The following is a 17,890-nucleotide window of genomic DNA, read 5'->3' on the forward strand; positions in this document are numbered from 1 at the left end:
GACGGGTGTGCGGCCTGATGCCCTCTCCCACAGGAAGAGGGCGAAAAACGTAAAAGGCCCTTGCGGGCCTTTTTTATATTCTGGTTTTTCTCACGCGATCCGCGTAAATCGACAACGTCTGCTTCAGCACGTCCAGCGTGACCGGTTTCGACAGGCAGCTGTCCATGCCGGACTCCAGACAGCGCTGCTTCTCTTCCGCCAGCGCGTTCGCCGTTACGCCCACCACCGGCAGCGTCAGGCCAAGCTGTCGGATGCGCTGCGTCAGCCGGTAGCCGTCCATGTTAGGCATGTTGACGTCGCTCAGCACGATATCAATATGATTTTTACTCAGTACATTCAGCGCATCCACGCCGTCATTGGCGGTTTTGCACTGGTAGCCCAGCGATCCAAGCTGGTCAGCCAGCAGACGACGGTTAATCGGATGGTCATCCACCACAAGAATCATCATATCGTCATTCACTGACGCCAGACCTTCCGGTGACGGCAGCGCGCCTGCACCGTCGTTCTCTTCGAGCTCGACTTTGTAGATACGGGCCAGCAGGCTCAACAGCTCATGCGGCGTTGCGACGCTGTGAACCCATTCCCCCGGCGCCCGTTCAACCGGTATGCCAATGTGGCGGCGGCAGAAGAGCACCGTTCCTCTCCCCTGCCACGGCTGTTCAGGCATCTCGTCGGTGATGAGCACATCATCCACGTCCGGCATCTGGCCTTCATAGCGGCAGACCCTCACGCCGCTATGGGTGAGCAGCGCCGTCAGATAGTCATTCAGCGAGGCATTATTGACCGCCAGCCAGCAGCGCTTGTCGCTCAGCCCGTCAACTGCGGCTTTTGCCGGATACTGCGCCGAATAGAGCGGAATGCGGATGGTGAACTGGCTGCCCATGCCGGGCTCGGTATCCACGGAAATGTCACCGTCCATCATGCTGACGAGCTTCTCGCAAATCGCCAGCCCCAGACCGGTGCCCTGGAAGTTACGCTGCACGCCGGTGCCGACCTGGAAGAACGGGTCGAACAGACGTACCACCTCCTTGGCCGGAATACCCACCCCCGTGTCGCGCACGCGGATGCTCAGGTAATCCCCTGCCCTGCAAACGTGTAGCACTATGCAGCCGATATCGGTGAATTTGATGGCGTTGCTGAGCAGGTTAGAGATGACCTGCTGCAGACGCATCGGATCGCCGTGCAGCGTCAGCGGCACATCCGGTTCGATAAAGCAGTAGAGCCCCAGCTGTTTACGCACCACCAGTGGCAGATAGTTGGCGCTAATGTGGTTCATGACCTCACGCGGCGAAAACTCGCGCGGCTCGATTTTCAGCTGCTCAGACTCAATTTTAGAGAAGTCGAGAATATCGCTGATGATCTTCAGCAGCAGGCTGGAGGAGTTGTTCATCGCCGTTACCAGCCGGTCGACGCCTTTCGGCAACTCTTTCGTCTGCAGCAGATCGAGGTTACCGATAATCCCGTACAGCGGCGTACGCAGCTCGTGGCTTACGGTAGCCAGGAACATGGATTTCGACTGGCTGGCCTGCTCCGCGGCCTGCGCCATCTCCTGCAGCGACTCTTCCATCTTCACGCGCGCGGAGACATCCACCAGCACGCAAATCGCTACGTTTTCATTGCGATAGCGGGAATGGACAAAGCTTATCTGCAGGTTGGTGTGGGTGCTGGTGAGCACGTCGACAAAGTTCACCTGCTGCCCGCAGATGATCTGCGTCAGCCTTTGCCGGTCCTCGTGCGTCAGCATATTCAGGTAGTTGTGCGCCAGCTCGTTACTCAGGATGTTGGTCCCGTCCTGGGTACGCAGAATACAGATCCCCACCGGCGCGGAAGCGACAATTTTGCGGTTGAACTGCTCGTGCTCCTCCAGACGCTGTGCGTCACTTTCGGCGGGAATAAAGATTCTACGCTCATACATGCGCGCCAGCGTGAACAGCGCGCCCCCCACCAGCAGGTTCAGCAGAATCGCATTCATAATAAGAATACGTATCCGCTCGAGCACCATATCCACCGGCAGCGAGTAGACAATGCTCAGCGACGATGGCGGCAGGCTTTTTTTCAGCACCAGCTCGCGGAAGCCGGAGGTGTAGCCAAACCATGAGCGTTCCTGCATCCAGTGCGGATCGACGTTCAAACTTTTATCCGGCCCGGCGAGTGAGATCAGCTGATGCCCATTTTCATCCAGAATAGTCACGCCCATCGGCAGGCTGCCCGGCGTGAAGAAGTTTTCCATGCGAATGGTCTGCTCAATCCCCAGCAGCGCCTGCAGGCGATTGCCCAGATAAACCGGCGTCAGCGCGTAGAAATAGCCCACGCCCATACGCGGCCCCTGGCTAATCCAGAAGATGTTGTTCCCGCGCTCGTCCTGGGGCGCATTGCGATATTTGACAATACGCTCGTGCAGGCTTTTCAGCGCATCATCGCGCTCGACGGGCACATCGCGCAGGCCAAAGTCAGCCATGCAGAGATTTTCGCTGCCAATCAGGAATACGCGGTTGAGATCGTAGGCGGCAGAGAAGTTATCGCGCCAGTAGCGCATAAACCAGGCGAGGGATTCCAGCGACCCGCGCCAGGTATTGCTCATAGTGGAGCAATCGGAGTCCGGGAACAGCGGCTGGAAGTCCGGCACTTCGGTTTTGTCATTGCGCCCGCGAAGGGCAAGGATACCGTTTTCCGCCGTCAGTCGATTTTCGGCAATATACTTCAGCTCCTTCATCACGTCCGATGTTCGCTGAATGTAGCGCTGGGCCTGATCGGAGCTTAAATTAAACTCCTGGCGAATCTCTGCTTCTTTCTGATGCAGCGCATTGACGATGTAAAACACCGACAGCAAGACCACCAGCAGCCAAAGCAAGAGCGCCAGCGCCCGGAACAGATAGCGAGAAACTTTCAGCGTGGTACGAAAGGAGACGAGGTATTTCAAAGGGGCGAGGCTCCGCCGTCGGGGTCAAAAGAATGTGGTTAAGGTAGCGGTAAACGCGGCTTGTCGCAACGTTCACGTATCTGCAACTGCAAAAGAAAAGGGCCGGAATCCGGCCCTTTATGCGTCATGAGACGTTACTCGTCAGCGTCATCCGCTGCGTCATCGTCGGTCTCCGCTTCCGGTGCGATTTCGTCATCACCTTCCGCGACGCTGCCGTCAATAGAGTCGAGCTCTTCGTCGTCCACCGGCTCAGCAACGCGCTGCAGACCCACTACGTTTTCATCTTCCGCCGTACGGATGAGGATAACGCCCTGGGTGTTACGGCCCACCACGCTGATCTCGGACACGCGGGTACGCACCAGCGTACCGGCATCGGTGATCATCATGATCTGGTCGGCATCGTCCACCTGCACCGCGCCTACAACGGACCCGTTGCGTTCGGTGACCTTGATGGAAATAACGCCCTGCGTGCCGCGTGACTTGGTCGGATATTCGCTTTCCGCCGTACGTTTACCGTAGCCGTTCTGGGTGACGGTCAGGATTGCGCCTTCGCCACGTGGAACGATCAGGGAAACAACGGAATCTTCACCCGCCAGTTTAATACCGCGCACGCCGGTCGCCGTACGACCCATTGCACGCACGGCATTCTCTTTGAAGCGCACCACTTTACCGGCCGCAGAGAACAGCATCACTTCATCAGAACCGGAGGTCAGATCCACACCGATCAGCTCGTCGCCTTCGTTCAGGTTCACCGCAATAATACCGGCAGAACGTGGACGGCTGAATTCGGTCAGCGCGGTTTTCTTCACGGTACCGCTGGCGGTCGCCATAAAGACGTTCACGCCCTCTTCGTACTCGCGTACCGGCAGAATAGCGGTGATACGTTCGTTCGCTTCCAGCGGCAGCAGGTTGACGATTGGACGGCCACGCGCACCACGGCTCGCTTCCGGCAGCTGATAGACCTTCATCCAGTACAGACGGCCGCGGCTGGAGAAACAGAGGATCGTGTCGTGGGTGTTGGCCACCAGCAGGCGGTCAATAAAGTCTTCTTCTTTAATACGTGCCGCAGATTTGCCCTTACCGCCACGACGCTGTGCTTCGTAGTCGGTCAGCGGCTGGTACTTCACATAGCCCTGGTGAGACAGGGTGACCACCACGTCTTCGCGGTTGATCAGATCTTCAATGTTGATATCAGAGCTGTTCGCGGTGATTTCGGTGCGGCGCTCGTCGCCGAACTGATCGCGGACCAGCTCCAGCTCTTCGCGGATCACTTCCATCAGGCGCTCGGCGCTACCCAGGATGTGCAGCAGCTCAGCAATTTGCTCCAGCAGCTCTTTGTACTCGTCGAGCAGTTTTTCGTGCTCAAGGCCGGTCAGCTTCTGCAGGCGCAGATCCAGAATCGCCTGGGCCTGCTGTTCAGTCAGGTAGTACTGACCGTCACGCACGCCGAATTCAGGCTCCAGCCACTCAGGACGCGCGGCGTCATCGCCCGCACGTTCCAGCATCGCCGCCACGTTACCCAAATCCCACGGACGCGCAACCAGCGACGCTTTCGCTTCAGCCGGGGTTGGCGCACGACGGATCAGTTCGATGATCGGGTCGATGTTGGCCAGCGCAACCGCCAGCGCTTCAAGGATGTGTGCACGGTCGCGCGCTTTGCGCAGCTCGAAGATGGTACGACGGGTCACCACTTCACGGCGGTGACGCACGAACGCGCTCAGGATCTCTTTCAGGTTCATGATCTTCGGCTGACCATGGTGCAGCGCAACCATGTTGATACCGAAGGAGACCTGAAGCTGAGTCTGGGAGTAGAGGTTATTCAGCACAACCTCACCCACCGCGTCGCGCTTGATTTCAATCACGATGCGCATACCGTCTTTGTCAGACTCGTCACGCAGCGCGCTGATGCCTTCAACGCGTTTCTCTTTTACCAGCTCGGCGATTTTTTCAATCAGACGCGCTTTGTTCACCTGATACGGGATCTCGTGAACAATGATGGTTTCACGGCCGGTTTTCGCGTCCGCTTCCACTTCAGCACGGGCACGGATGTAAATCTTGCCGCGGCCGGTGCGGTACGCTTCTTCAATGCCGCGACGACCGTTAATGATCGCCGCCGTCGGGAAGTCCGGGCCCGGGATGTGTTCCATCAGCCCTTCAATGCTGATGTCTTCATCGTCGATATAGGCCAGGCAGCCGTTGATCACTTCCGTGATGTTGTGTGGCGGAATGTTGGTTGCCATACCGACGGCGATACCGGACGAGCCGTTCACCAGCAGGTTAGGGATCTTCGTTGGCATAACGTCAGGAATTTTTTCCGTGCCGTCGTAGTTATCAACGAAATCAACCGTCTCTTTTTCCAGGTCGGCCATCAGCTCATGGGCAATCTTCGCCAGACGGATTTCCGTATAACGCATTGCCGCGGCGGAGTCGCCGTCGATAGAACCAAAGTTACCCTGACCATCTACCAGCATGTAACGCAGCGAGAATGGCTGCGCCATACGGACGATAGTGTCGTACACCGCGGAATCACCATGAGGATGGTATTTACCGATTACGTCACCAACGACACGGGCAGATTTTTTGTAGGCTTTATTCCAGTCATTGCCCAATACGTTCATGGCGTATAGTACGCGACGGTGTACCGGCTTCAGGCCATCGCGGACGTCCGGCAGCGCACGGCCAACAATGACCGACATCGCATAGTCCAGATAGGAGCTCTTCAGCTCTTCCTCGATGTTAACCGGTGTAATTTCTCTCGCAAGGTCGCTCATCTAACCGCTATCCCTCTACTGTATCCCGGATTCAAAGGTCGCAAATTATAACACAGCCGCGGTGATACAGGTAAACCTATACGCTTTATTCACAGGGATTGCCTGATATACTCCCTTGTCTTGCTAAATAAGGAGTAAAAGCGCCCATGAATGCCGAAAAATCCCCGGTGGCACAAAACGTTGACCACGAAGAGATTGCCAAATTTGAAGCGGTGGCGTCCCGCTGGTGGGATCTCGAAGGTGAGTTCAAACCGCTGCATCGCATTAACCCGCTGCGTCTGGGCTATATCGCGGAGCGTTCCGGCGGTCTGTTCGGTAAGAAAGTGCTCGACGTCGGCTGCGGCGGCGGCATCCTGGCGGAGAGCATGGCGCGCGAAGGGGCCACCGTCACCGGCCTGGACATGGGCTTTGAGCCGCTGCAGGTTGCCCGTCTTCATGCGCTGGAGTCCGGTATACAGGTGGAATATGTGCAGGAAACTGTGGAAGCGCACGCGGCCAAACATGCCCACCAGTACGATGTGGTGACCTGCATGGAGATGCTGGAGCACGTTCCGGATCCGCAGTCCGTGGTAAACGCCTGTGCAAAACTGGTGAAACCGGGCGGCCAGGTCTTTTTCTCGACCATCAACCGCAACGGCAAAGCCTGGCTGATGGCCGTTGTCGGCGCGGAGTATGTGCTGCGCATGGTGCCGAAAGGCACGCACGACGTGAAGAAATTCATCAAGCCGGCCGAGCTGTTAAGCTGGGTTGACCAGACGTGGCTCAAAGAGCAGCACATCACCGGCCTGCACTACAATCCGCTGACCGATAAATTCAAGCTCGCACCGGGCGTGGATGTTAACTATATGTTGCACACAACCGCCAAAAACGACTAACGTCATTCGTTATTCTTATAAAGATTGCGCGACATCATGTTGCGCAATTCTGACCTCCCGTTGAAGAAATCAGCACTCGATCAAATTTTGAATTTTTTTTCTTAATTATTGACATGTCTTCCAGGCCTTACGGTACGAGGACTTACGCTTTTTTACCCTTTCACAACCTCAATTTAACGTCAAAATCAACCCTTGTGCTGAAAAGATTCGATACTAGAATATTCACCATATAGCGTTTTTCTTATCGCAAACCCCCTATATGTAGTATTTATCCACAGAGTTAGTCACAAGACGGATCTGTGGATAAGCGGGGGATATTTTTTATTTCACGGACAGGTAAAACCCACATGAATCAGAGTCTGCTGGTGACAAAGCGCGACGGTACTACCGAGCGTATCAATCTGGACAAAATCCATCGAGTTCTCGACTGGGCAGCAGAAGGACTGAACAACGTATCTATATCCCAGGTTGAACTGCGTTCCCACATTCAGTTCTACGACGGCATTAAAACGTCTGATATCCACGAAACGATCATTAAAGCAGCGGCAGACCTCATCTCCCGCGAAGCGCCGGATTATCAGTACCTCGCTGCACGTCTGGCGATTTTCCACCTGCGTAAAAAAGCTTACGGCCAGTTCGAGCCGCCGAAGCTTTACGATCACGTGGTGAAAATGGTCGAGCTGGGCAAATACGACACGCATCTGCTGGAAGACTATACGGAAGAAGAGTTCGAGCAGATGAACGGGTTTATCGATCACTGGCGCGACATGAACTTCTCCTACGCGGCGGTGAAGCAGCTCGAAGGCAAATACCTGGTTCAGAACCGTGTGACCGGCGAGATCTACGAAAGCGCCCAGTTCCTCTATATTCTGGTAGCCGCCTGCCTGTTCTCAAACTACCCGCGTGAGACCCGTCTGGACTACGTGAAGCGTTTCTACGATGCGGTATCCACGTTCAAGATTTCTCTGCCAACGCCAATCATGTCTGGCGTGCGCACCCCTACCCGTCAGTTCAGCTCCTGCGTGCTGATCGAGTGTGGTGACAGCCTGGATTCCATCAACGCCACCTCCAGCGCCATCGTGAAATACGTCTCCCAGCGTGCCGGTATCGGCATCAACGCCGGTCGCATCCGCGCGCTGGGCAGCCCGATTCGCGGCGGTGAAGCGTTCCACACCGGCTGTATCCCGTTCTACAAGCACTTCCAGACGGCAGTAAAATCCTGCTCTCAGGGCGGCGTGCGCGGCGGAGCAGCAACCCTGTTCTACCCAATGTGGCATCTGGAAGTGGAAAGCCTGCTGGTACTGAAAAACAACCGCGGCGTGGAAGGCAACCGCGTGCGTCACATGGACTACGGCGTGCAGATCAACAAGCTGATGTACACCCGCCTGCTGAAAGGCGAAGACATCACCCTGTTCAGCCCGTCCGACGTCCCGGGCCTGTACGATGCGTTCTTCGCCGATCAGGACGAGTTCGAGCGTCTGTACACCAAATATGAAAAAGACGACAGCATCCGCAAACAGCGCCTGAAGGCGGTAGACCTGTTCTCCCTGATGATGCAGGAACGTGCCTCTACCGGCCGTATCTACATCCAGAACGTTGACCACTGCAACACCCACAGCCCGTTTGATCCGGTGGTAGCGCCAGTGCGCCAGTCTAACCTGTGCCTGGAGATCGCCCTGCCGACCAAACCGCTGGAAGACGTGAACGACGAAAATGGCGAAATCGCCCTGTGTACGCTGTCCGCGTTCAACCTGGGCGCGATTAACAGCCTGGACGAGCTGGAAGAGCTGGCCGTGCTGGCGGTTCGCGCGCTGGATGCCCTGCTGGACTACCAGGATTACCCAATCCCGGCCGCTAAACGCGGTGCGATGGGTCGTCGTACCCTGGGTATCGGCGTGATCAACTTCGCCTACTGGCTGGCGAAAAACGGCAAGCGTTACTCCGACGGCAGCGCCAACAACCTGACGCACCAGACGTTCGAAGCGATTCAGTACTACCTGATGAAAGCCTCTAACGAGCTGGCGAAAGAGCAAGGCGCGTGCCCGTGGTTCAACGAAACCACCTACGCAAAAGGTATTCTGCCGATCGACACCTACAAGAAAGACCTGGATGCGATTGTCAGCGAGCCGCTGCACCTCGACTGGGAAGGCCTGCGCGAATCCATCAAAACGCACGGCCTGCGTAACTCCACGCTCTCTGCCCTGATGCCGTCCGAGACCTCTTCGCAGATCTCCAACGCCACCAACGGTATTGAGCCGCCGCGCGGTCACGTCAGCATTAAAGCGTCGAAAGACGGCGTGCTGCGTCAGGTGGTGCCGGATTACGAAACGCTGGGCAACAACTACGAGCTGCTGTGGGAGATGCCAAACAACGACGGCTACCTGCAGCTGGTGGGTATCATGCAGAAGTTTATCGACCAGTCGATCTCTGCCAACACCAACTACGACCCGACGCGCTTCCCGTCCGGTAAGGTGCCGATGCAGCAGCTGTTGAAAGACCTGTTGACCGCCTATAAATTCGGCGTGAAAACCCTGTACTATCACAACACCCGTGACGGTGCAGAAGACGCCCAGGATGACCTGGTACCGTCAATTCAGGACGATGGCTGCGAAAGCGGCGCATGTAAGATCTAATGAAGGGCGGGGATATCCCCGCCTTTATTTCGTAAGACAGGACACACTCATGGCATATACCACCTTTTCACAGACGAAAAACGACCAGCTCAAAGAGCCGATGTTCTTCGGCCAGCCGGTCAACGTGGCACGCTACGATCAGCAAAAATATGACATCTTCGAAAAGCTGATTGAAAAGCAACTCTCCTTCTTCTGGCGTCCGGAAGAAGTGGACGTTTCCCGCGACCGTATTGATTACCAGTCGCTGCCGGATCACGAAAAGCATATCTTCATCAGCAACCTGAAGTACCAGACGCTGCTGGACTCCATTCAGGGTCGTAGCCCGAACGTGGCGCTGCTGCCGCTGATCTCCATTCCCGAGCTGGAAACCTGGGTGGAAACCTGGGCGTTTTCCGAGACGATCCACTCCCGCTCTTACACCCACATCATCCGCAACATCGTGAACGATCCGGCGGTGGTGTTTGACGATATCGTCACCAACGAGCAGATCCAGAAGCGCGCGGAAGGCATTGCCCACTACTACGACGAACTGATCGAGATGACCAGCTACTGGCATCTGCTGGGTGAAGGCACCCACAGCGTGAACGGTAAAACCATTACCGTGAACCTGCGCGCGCTGAAAAAGCAGCTGTACCTGTGCCTGATGAGCGTCAACGCGCTGGAAGCGATCCGCTTCTACGTGAGCTTCGCCTGCTCCTTCGCCTTTGCCGAGCGCAAGCTGATGGAAGGCAACGCCAAAATCATCCGTCTCATTGCCCGTGATGAAGCCCTGCACCTGACCGGCACCCAGCACATGCTGAACCTGCTGCGCAGCGGTACGGACGACCCGGAGATGGCGGAAATCGCCGAAGAGTGCAAGCAGGAGTGCTATGACCTGTTCGTGCTGGCGGCCCAGCAGGAGAAAGAGTGGGCAGACTACCTGTTCCGCGACGGCTCCATGATTGGCCTGAACAAAGACATCCTGTGCCAGTACGTTGAGTACATCACCAACATCCGCATGCAGGCGGTTGGGCTGGATCTGCCGTTCCAGACGCGCTCTAACCCTATCCCGTGGATCAACACCTGGCTGGTGTCCGATAACGTGCAAGTCGCTCCGCAGGAAGTGGAAGTGAGCTCTTATCTGGTCGGTCAGATTGATTCTGAAGTCAACACCGACGACCTGAGTGATTTCCAGCTCTGATGAGCCGCGTAACGCTGAGCCTTTCTGGCACCGAAGTGCTGTGCCAGGAAGAGCATCCTTCCCTGCTGGTGGCGCTTGAAGCGCATCAGGTGGAGGTAGAGTACCAGTGTCGTGAAGGCTATTGCGGTTCCTGCCGCTGCCGTCTGGTCGCAGGCCAGGTGGACTGGCTGACCGAGCCGCTGGCCTTTATCAGTGAAGGAGAAATTTTGCCCTGCTGCTGCCGGGCAAAAGGCGATATTGAGATCGAGATGTGATGTTGTCCTTATCCCCTCTCCCTGTGGGCTGAGAAATCCCCAGTAATTTATAAGCAGAAGCAATAACGTTGTTTCAGAACGACTAAAGGCTTTCAGCGACGCCCTGGTCCGGCTGTAAATCGCCGAAGCGTTTCCGTAAGGCCGGGGCGAGGCGCAGGGATGCGCCGAGAGGGCGTGGCCTGCAGGGATGCAGGCTCATGCCCGACCCGATAGCCTGAAGGAATAAGCTGAGGGTACCGCGAAGCGGCGATTTACCGCCGGGAGCCCGGGTCGCCAGGGCGGTGGCGATTGAGCCGCCCTGGCACGTTCACAGGTATTGTCGTTACAGAGTAGCAATGAACGTAAAGTGAACGGAATGACCACCGGAGCCGTATGTTCCCCCTCACCCCAGCCCTCTCCCTCAAGGGAGAGGGGGTCGTCCATGCAAACATTATTTTGTGGGGATCCCTCAGCCCTGTGGGAGAGGGTTAGGGTGAGGGCATCAGGCCGCAGAGCCTGATTGTCGGGTGGCGGCTTTCGCCTTACCCGACCTACAAAACCTACTTCCGGTGAATGAATTCAACCGCTTTATCCGGGAAATCCGTAAACAGTCCGTCCACGTCCGCCTGCTTATACAACAGCTCATAGAGCTGATTCACATCCGTGGCGTACGGCGGCAGCTGGTCTGCACGCACCGTGTACGGATGCACCTGCATCTTGCTGGCGTGCGCCTCTTTCACCATCGCCGTCAGCTTCACGTGGCCCGGCGTTGAGCCTTCCGCCACCAGCATATGGTAATCCGGACCGATGCCATCGGCGTACTGGGCAATCTGCTTCATTGCGCCCGGCTTGAACATCCAGTCGTAGCTGTAGTTCACCCACTTCCCGTCCGGCTGCTTCTCCTGGGTTTCGTTCCAGTCGGTATAGGCAATCAGCTGTACCAGATTGAGATCCATCCCCATCTTCGGCTCCAGCTCGGTTTTGATGCGCTTCAGCTCGGCGGCGTCAAAACATTGCAGGTAAACTTTGTCCTTCTTGCTGGTGTAGCCGTACTGTTTCAGCACCTCCAGCGTCTTCGCGGCAATGTCTTTTCCTTCCTGATGATGGAACCACGGCGCTTTGATTTCCGGGTAGATGCCGATATTTTTACCGGTGGAGTGGTTCAGCCCCTGAACAAATTCAATCTCTTCCTGGAAGGTATGGATTCGGAAGTCGGATTTGCCCATCGGGAAACGTCCCGGGTAGACCTGCACCTTCTTGCCGTTTTCAATCTCGAAGCCTTCGGTAAACTTCAGGGAGCGGATCTCTGCCAGGGTGAAATCGATGGCGTAGAAACGGCCATCCTTGCGGGCGCGGTCCGGGAAACGCTCCGCCACGTCCGTCACGCGGTCAAGATAGTGGTCATGCAGGACGACCAGCTGGTCGTCCTTGGTCATCACCAGATCCTGCTCCAGGTAATCCGCGCCCTGCGCGTAGGCCATCGCTTTCGCCGGCAGCGTATGCTCCGGCAGATAGCCGCTGGCACCGCGGTGAGCAATAACGATTTTATCCGCCGCCAGCGCAGAGCCTGTCATCAGGCCTGCCAGCAGCAGACCGGTTGCTAGTTGAGTTAATTTCATCGCAATGCTCCTTATTGACGACGCGCCAGCACTTCCGCGTGGTGACGTTTCTCGCCGATCATCACAATAACCAGCAGCAGAACCGCCAGCACGCTACCGCCGATCATCACCATAAAGCCGCCGTCCCAGCCGAAGAAGTCAACGGTATAGCCCACAATGGCGCTCGCCGCGACCGAGCCACCCAGATAACCAAACAGACCGGTAAAACCTGCCGCCGTGCCCGCCGCTTTTTTCGGCGCCAGCTCAAGCGCGTGCAGGCCGATCAGCATCACCGGACCGTAAATCAGGAAGCCGATAACGATCATACAGGCCATATCCACGCCCGGATTACCCGGTGGGTTAAGCCAGTACACCACGGTGGCGATGGTCACGAGGGTCATAAAGAACACGCCCGTCGCGCCGCGGTTGCCTTTAAACACTTTGTCCGACATCCAGCCGCAAATCAGCGTGCCCGGGATCCCGGCATATTCATAAAGGAAGTAGGCCCAGGAGGATTTATCCAGCGCGAAGTGCTTCACCTCTTTCAGATAGGTCGGAGACCAGTCCAGAATGCCGTAGCGCAGCAGGTAAACAAACACGTTCGCTACCGCGATGTACCACAGCAGCTTGTTCGGCAGCACGTACTTCATGAAGATCTGTTTTGCGGTCAGCTCTTCTTCGTGCTTCTCGCTGTAATCGTCCGGATAGTCGTTTTTGTACTCTTCAATCGGCGGTAGCCCGCAGGACTGCGGCGTATCGCGCATCAGGGCGAAGGCAATAATCGCCACCAGAATGGCGCCAAAGGCAGGCATATAAAGCGCGGCGTGCCAGTCGTTGAACCAGGCCATCCCCAGCAGGAACAGCAGAGGTGGAAGCCCGCCCCCGACGTTATGCGCGCAGTTCCACACCGATACAATACCGCCGCGCTCCTTCTGCGACCACCAGTGGACCATGGTACGCCCGCACGGCGGCCACCCCATCCCCTGGAACCAGCCGCAGATGAACAGCAGGACAAACATAATGGCAATGCTGGACGTCGCCCACGGCACAAAGCCCATGAACAGCATGACCGCTGCCGCCAGGATCAGACCGGCGGGCAGGAACACGCGCGGATTCGAGCGATCCGACACGGAACCCATGATGAATTTAGAAAAACCGTAGGCGATAGAGATCCCCGACAGCGCGAATCCCAGATCGCCGCGTGAAAAGCCCTGCTCCACCAGATACGGCATGGCGAGCGCAAAGTTTTTACGTACAAGGTAGTACGCCGCGTACCCGAAGAAGATCCCCAGGAAAATTTGCCAACGCAGACGACGGTATAGCGGATCAATTTCTGCCTCTGGCAGACGCGCCCGGTGTGGCGCAGGTTTGAAGATACTGAGCATAACAGCCTCCGTGGCCTTTCAAAAAATGACCAGGCATCTCGTGCCCGGTTACAGAGGCGGGGATGTTAAAAAAACATGCGGTTTGTTACTGTGAATCAACGCACAGATTGTTACAGAAATATGACAGAATGCGCAAAAAAGCGCATGAAATCACGTTTCAGTTTCGAATTTCGCGCGTTTATGTTCGAAATCAAACAAACCACACGATCTATGTGGCTAAATGCTAAAAAACGAACATAGAGGAAAGGCAATGACAATTCACGATCCACGCTACAGCGATGTGATTATCATTGGCGGTGGCGCAACCGGCGCCGGCATCGCACGCGACTGCGCACTTCGCGGCTTAAGCGTCACGCTTCTGGAGCGCCACGATATTGCCACCGGTGCCACGGGGCGAAACCACGGCCTGCTGCACAGCGGCGCGCGGTATGCGGTTACCGACGGTGAATCCGCGCGCGAATGTATCGCTGAAAACCAGATCCTCAAGCGCATCGCCCGCCACTGCATTGAGCCGACCGACGGCCTCTTTATTACGCTTCCCGAAGATGACCTCGCCTTTCAGTCAATCTTTATAACCGCCTGCACTGCAGCGGGTATTCAGGCCGAGGCCGTCGACCCGGCGCTGGCGCGGCGGCTGGAGCCATCGGTGAACCCGACACTTATCGGCGCGGTGAAAGTGCCTGACGGCACCGTCGATCCGTTCCGCCTGACCGCCGCCAACATGCTGGATGCCCGCGAGCATGGCGCGCACATTCTGACCGGACATAAAGTGACCGGGCTTATTCGCGAGGGGCATCGCATCTGCGGCGTGCGGGTGTTTGATACGCAGTACAACGAGCACAGCGAGCTGTATGCCGCCGTGGTGGTCAACGCGGCGGGGATCTGGGGCCAGCGCATTGCGGAGTATGCCGACCTGTCGGTGCGCATGTTCCCGGCGAAAGGCTCGCTGCTGATCCTCGACCACCGCATCAATAACCACGTCATCAACCGCTGCCGCAAACCGTCCGACGCCGATATCCTCGTCCCGGGCGACACCATTTCGTTAATCGGTACCACCTCAACCCACGTCGACTACAGCGAAATTGACTACAACCGCGTGACCGCCGAAGAGGTCGACATCCTGCTGCGCGAAGGAGAAAAACTGGCCCCGGTGATGGCGCAGACGCGTATTCTCCGCGCCTACGCGGGCGTGCGTCCCCTTGTCGCCAGCGACAACGATCCAAGCGGACGGAACGTCAGCCGGGGGATCGTGCTGCTCGATCACGCCGAGCGCGACGGCATGGACGGATTTATCACCATCACAGGCGGCAAGCTCATGACCTACCGCCTGATGGCGGAGTGGGCAACCAATGCCGTCTGCCGCAAGCTCGGCAATACCGAGCCGTGCGTCACGGCAGAACAGCCTCTACCGGGATCGCGCCAGTCTACCGAAAAAACGCTGCAAAAAATCATCTCCCTGCCGGCGCCGCTGCGCGGTTCGGCCATCTACCGCCACGGCGACAGAACGCCACAGTGGCTCGGTGAAGGAAGATTGAGCCGCAGCCTGGTGTGCGAGTGCGAAGCCGTTACCGCAGGCGAAGTGCAGTACGCGGTAGAGAACCTGACGGTCAACAGCCTGCTCGATCTCCGCCGCCGCACCCGCGTCGGAATGGGCACCTGCCAGGGCGAGCTGTGCGCCTGCCGTGCGGCCGGGCTGCTGCAGCGTTTTCATACCACCACCGCCACCCAGTCGCTCGATCAGCTCAGCGCATTTTTGAACGAACGCTGGAAAGGCATTCAGCCCGTCGCCTGGGGGGATGCCCTGCGCGAAAGCGAATTTACCCGCTGGGTCTATCAGGGGCTTTGCGGCCTGGAGAAGGAGCAACACGATGAAATTTGATACCGTGATTGTCGGCGGCGGGCTGGCAGGCTTGCTTTGCGGCATCAAACTCACGAAGCAGGGGCTGCGCTGCGCCATTATCACCCGCGGCCAGAGCGCCCTGCACTTCTCGTCGGGCTCGCTGGATCTGCTGGACGAAGCGTACCGCGATAAGCTGCCACCGGAGCACCCCTATCACCTGATTGGCGCGCAGCATATTGACCGCCTGGCGCTGGAAGCCGAAGCGCTGCTGGCGGACAGCGGCGCGCGTCTGAAGGGGAGCGCCAGGCAAAACCATCTGCGCGTTACGCCGCTCGGCACCCTGCGCTCCGCGTGGCTCAGCCCGGAGGAGGTTCCCGTTGCCCCCGTCAGCGCGGGACGAGTGCGGGTGGTGGGTATTAGCGGTTTTCTGGATTTTCAGCCCCATCTCGCGGCGGCATCGCTCTGTCGCCAGGGCGTTAATGCCGACACGGCAGAAATAGAGCTGCCCGAGCTTGATGTCCTGCGCGACAACCCGAGCGAGTTTCGCGCGGTGAATATCGCCCGTTTTCTGGATAACGAGGACAAATGGCCGCTGCTGTATGACGCGCTCAAACCGCTCGGCGAAACCTGCGATGCCCTGTTAATGCCCGCCTGCTTTGGTTTAAACGACAACCGCCTGTGGCGCTGGCTTTCCGATCGTCTGCCCTGCACGCTCGGCCTGCTGCCCACGCTGCCCCCTTCCGTACCCGGCATTCGCCTGCACACCCAGCTTCAGCGCCAGTTTGTGGCGCAGGGCGGCGTGTGGATGGCGGGTGACGAGGTGAAAAAAATCACCCTGACCGACGGTGCGGTGAGCGAAATCTGGACGCGCAACCACGATGATATCCCCCTTCGTGCCCGCTATACGGTGCTGGCGAGCGGCAGCTTCTTCAGCAACGGGCTGCTGAGCAGCCGGGAGGGCATCCGGGAAGCCATCATGGGGCTGGATGTCCGGCAGAGCGCCTCCCGCGCGGACTGGTATCAGAGTGATTTCTTCACGCCACAGCCCTGGCAGCAGTTTGGCGTGATTGTCGATAACCGGCTGCACCCGCAGCTTTCCGGTAAGCCCGTCAGCAATCTCTTTGCCATCGGCTCGCTGCTGGGCGGGTACGATCCCATCGCTCAGGGATGCGGTGGCGGGGTCTGCGCCGTCACGGCGCTGTATGTGGCCGGGCAGATTCGCCAGCGCGTGGAGGCTGAACAATGAACGACACCCGTTTTGAAAGCTGCATTAAATGCACGGTGTGTACCACCGTCTGCCCGGTCAGCGGCGTGAATCCGCGCTACCCTGGACCAAAGCAGGCCGGGCCGGACGGTGAACGCCTGCGCCTGAAGGACGGCAAGCTGTACGACGAGGCACTGAAATACTGCATCAACTGTAAACGCTGCGAAGTGGCCTGCCCGTCGGACGTGAAAATCGGCGATATCATCCAGCGCGCTCGGGCGCGCTACAGCACGCAAAAGCCGTCGCTTCGCGATGCCATTCTGAGCCATACCGATCTGATGGGCAGCGTCTCAACGCCTTTTGCCCCGCTGGTGAATGCCGCAACATCGCTCAAACCGGTGCGCCAGTTGCTGGATGCCACGCTCAGGATTGACCATCACCGAAGCCTGCCGAAATATTCTCACGGCACCTTCCGCCGCTGGTACAAATCCGTTGCGGCGGAACAGGCGCAGTACGCCGACCAGGTGGCTTTTTTCCACGGCTGCTATGTGAATTACAACCACCCGCAGCTGGGTAAAGACCTGCTGAAGGTGCTTAACGCCATGGGAACCGGCGTACAGCTCCTCAGCAAGGAGAAGTGCTGCGGCGTCCCGCTGATTGCCAACGGGTTCACCGATAAAGCGCGCAAGCAGGCCAAAAGCAATGTCACCTCCCTGCGTGAAGCCATCGTCGACAAAGGCATGCCGGTGTTGGCGACCTCGTCCACCTGTACCTTCACCCTGCGCGATGAGTATCCGCACCTGCTGGACGTGGATAACGCCGGACTCCGCGAGCACATCGAGCTGGCGACGCGCTTCCTGTGGCGCAAGCTGGACGGCGGGCAGACGTTGCCGCTGGGGACATTGCCACTGAAAGTGGTCTATCACACGCCGTGTCATATGGAGAAAATGGGCTGGTCGCTCTATACGCTTGAGCTGCTGCGGCTTATTCCGGGCCTGGAGCTGACGGTGCTGGATTCGCGCTGCTGCGGCATCGCGGGAACCTACGGCTTTAAGCGTGAAAACTACGAAACCTCGCAGGCGATTGGCGCCCCGCTGTTCCGCCAGATTGAAGAGAGCGGCGCGGATATCGTGGTGACGGACTGCGAAACCTGTAAATGGCAAATTGAGATGTCCACCAGCAAGCGCTGCGAACATCCGATTAGCCTGCTGGCGAAAGCGCTGGGCTGAACGTAGCCGGGGCGAAAGGCCC

The 17,890-nt window shown here is 57.7% G+C and carries 11 protein-coding genes; 7 read left to right on the forward strand and 4 right to left on the reverse strand.

Features of this window, described 5'->3' with window-relative positions:
• Nucleotides 1-73: 73 nt before the first annotated feature.
• Both rcsC and gyrA read right to left on the reverse strand, forming a co-directional pair.
• Complete coding sequence (rcsC, locus tag AC4ICF_RS15980) at nucleotides 74-2,920, reverse strand: two-component system sensor histidine kinase RcsC (protein WP_163330257.1); 2,847 nt, start codon at nucleotides 2,918-2,920, stop codon at nucleotides 74-76.
• 134 nt (nucleotides 2,921-3,054) lie between these two features.
• A complete protein-coding gene (gene gyrA, locus AC4ICF_RS15985) occupies nucleotides 3,055-5,691 on the reverse strand; it encodes a DNA topoisomerase (ATP-hydrolyzing) subunit A (RefSeq protein WP_116338618.1) in 2,637 nt (878 codons plus the stop codon).
• Nucleotides 5,692-5,837: 146 nt separating this feature from the next.
• Between gyrA and ubiG the strand changes: the two genes are divergently transcribed.
• From ubiG to yfaE, 4 genes are all read left to right on the forward strand, one after another.
• A complete protein-coding gene (ubiG, locus tag AC4ICF_RS15990) occupies nucleotides 5,838-6,566 on the forward strand; it encodes a bifunctional 2-polyprenyl-6-hydroxyphenol methylase/3-demethylubiquinol 3-O-methyltransferase UbiG (protein ID WP_116338616.1) in 729 nt (242 codons plus the stop codon).
• A gap of 347 nt (nucleotides 6,567-6,913) precedes the next feature.
• Nucleotides 6,914-9,199, forward strand: a complete 2,286-nt coding sequence (gene nrdA, locus AC4ICF_RS15995; RefSeq protein WP_163330258.1) for a class 1a ribonucleoside-diphosphate reductase subunit alpha — start codon at nucleotides 6,914-6,916, stop codon at nucleotides 9,197-9,199.
• 49 nt (nucleotides 9,200-9,248) lie between these two features.
• Entirely contained in the window at nucleotides 9,249-10,379 is a 1,131-nt protein-coding gene (nrdB, locus tag AC4ICF_RS16000) for a class Ia ribonucleoside-diphosphate reductase subunit beta (RefSeq protein WP_045327964.1), read from the forward strand.
• On the forward strand, nucleotides 10,379-10,633 hold the full coding sequence (yfaE, locus tag AC4ICF_RS16005) for a class I ribonucleotide reductase maintenance protein YfaE (RefSeq protein WP_003859419.1): 255 nt from the start codon (nucleotides 10,379-10,381) through the stop codon (nucleotides 10,631-10,633). The genes nrdB and yfaE overlap by 1 nt, the downstream gene beginning before the upstream one ends.
• A 539-nt stretch (nucleotides 10,634-11,172) precedes the next feature.
• On the opposite strand, the gene glpQ is transcribed toward yfaE, so the two are convergent.
• Both glpQ and glpT read right to left on the reverse strand, forming a co-directional pair.
• A complete protein-coding gene (gene glpQ / locus AC4ICF_RS16010; protein ID WP_116338612.1) occupies nucleotides 11,173-12,231 on the reverse strand; it encodes a glycerophosphodiester phosphodiesterase in 1,059 nt (352 codons plus the stop codon).
• An 11-nt stretch (nucleotides 12,232-12,242) separates the two neighbouring features.
• Nucleotides 12,243-13,595, reverse strand: a complete 1,353-nt coding sequence (gene glpT / locus AC4ICF_RS16015) for a glycerol-3-phosphate transporter (protein ID WP_116338610.1) — start codon at nucleotides 13,593-13,595, stop codon at nucleotides 12,243-12,245.
• A gap of 250 nt (nucleotides 13,596-13,845) precedes the next feature.
• Between glpT and glpA the strand changes: the two genes are divergently transcribed.
• The 3 genes from glpA to glpC are packed head-to-tail and all read left to right on the forward strand — an operon-like array spanning nucleotide 13,846 to nucleotide 17,868.
• Complete coding sequence (gene glpA, locus AC4ICF_RS16020; RefSeq protein ID WP_316379350.1) at nucleotides 13,846-15,474, forward strand: anaerobic glycerol-3-phosphate dehydrogenase subunit A; 1,629 nt, start codon at nucleotides 13,846-13,848, stop codon at nucleotides 15,472-15,474.
• Nucleotides 15,464-16,681 (forward strand): glycerol-3-phosphate dehydrogenase subunit GlpB, encoded by a 1,218-nt coding sequence (glpB, locus tag AC4ICF_RS16025; protein ID WP_316379349.1) that lies wholly within the window; start codon nucleotides 15,464-15,466, stop codon nucleotides 16,679-16,681. Before glpA ends, glpB begins: the two co-directional genes overlap by 11 nt.
• The gene (glpC, locus tag AC4ICF_RS16030) at nucleotides 16,678-17,868 is read left to right on the forward strand and encodes an anaerobic glycerol-3-phosphate dehydrogenase subunit GlpC (protein WP_192983167.1); all 1,191 of its coding nucleotides are present in this window, start codon (nucleotides 16,678-16,680) and stop codon (nucleotides 17,866-17,868) included. Before glpB ends, glpC begins: the two co-directional genes overlap by 4 nt.
• Nucleotides 17,869-17,890 lie beyond the last annotated feature (22 nt).

It is taken from the genome of Enterobacter sp. ECC_219_Taxon_10, assembly GCF_058354905.1.

Bases quoted from the DNA above. Each gene is read 5' to 3' on its own strand.
- gyrA (WP_116338618.1), bottom strand. From the start codon at position 5,691: ATGAGCGACCTTGCGAGAGAAATTACACCGGTTAACATCGAGGAAGAG.
- ubiG (WP_116338616.1), top strand. From the start codon at position 5,838: ATGAATGCCGAAAAATCCCCGGTGGCACAAAACGTTGACCACGAAGAG.
- nrdA (WP_163330258.1), top strand. From the start codon at position 6,914: ATGAATCAGAGTCTGCTGGTGACAAAGCGCGACGGTACTACCGAGCGT.
- nrdB (WP_045327964.1), top strand. From the start codon at position 9,249: ATGGCATATACCACCTTTTCACAGACGAAAAACGACCAGCTCAAAGAG.
- yfaE (WP_003859419.1), top strand. From the start codon at position 10,379: ATGAGCCGCGTAACGCTGAGCCTTTCTGGCACCGAAGTGCTGTGCCAG.
- glpQ (WP_116338612.1), bottom strand. From the start codon at position 12,231: ATGAAATTAACTCAACTAGCAACCGGTCTGCTGCTGGCAGGCCTGATG.
- glpT (WP_116338610.1), bottom strand. From the start codon at position 13,595: ATGCTCAGTATCTTCAAACCTGCGCCACACCGGGCGCGTCTGCCAGAG.
- glpA (WP_316379350.1), top strand. From the start codon at position 13,846: ATGACAATTCACGATCCACGCTACAGCGATGTGATTATCATTGGCGGT.
- glpB (WP_316379349.1), top strand. From the start codon at position 15,464: ATGAAATTTGATACCGTGATTGTCGGCGGCGGGCTGGCAGGCTTGCTT.
- glpC (WP_192983167.1), top strand. From the start codon at position 16,678: ATGAACGACACCCGTTTTGAAAGCTGCATTAAATGCACGGTGTGTACC.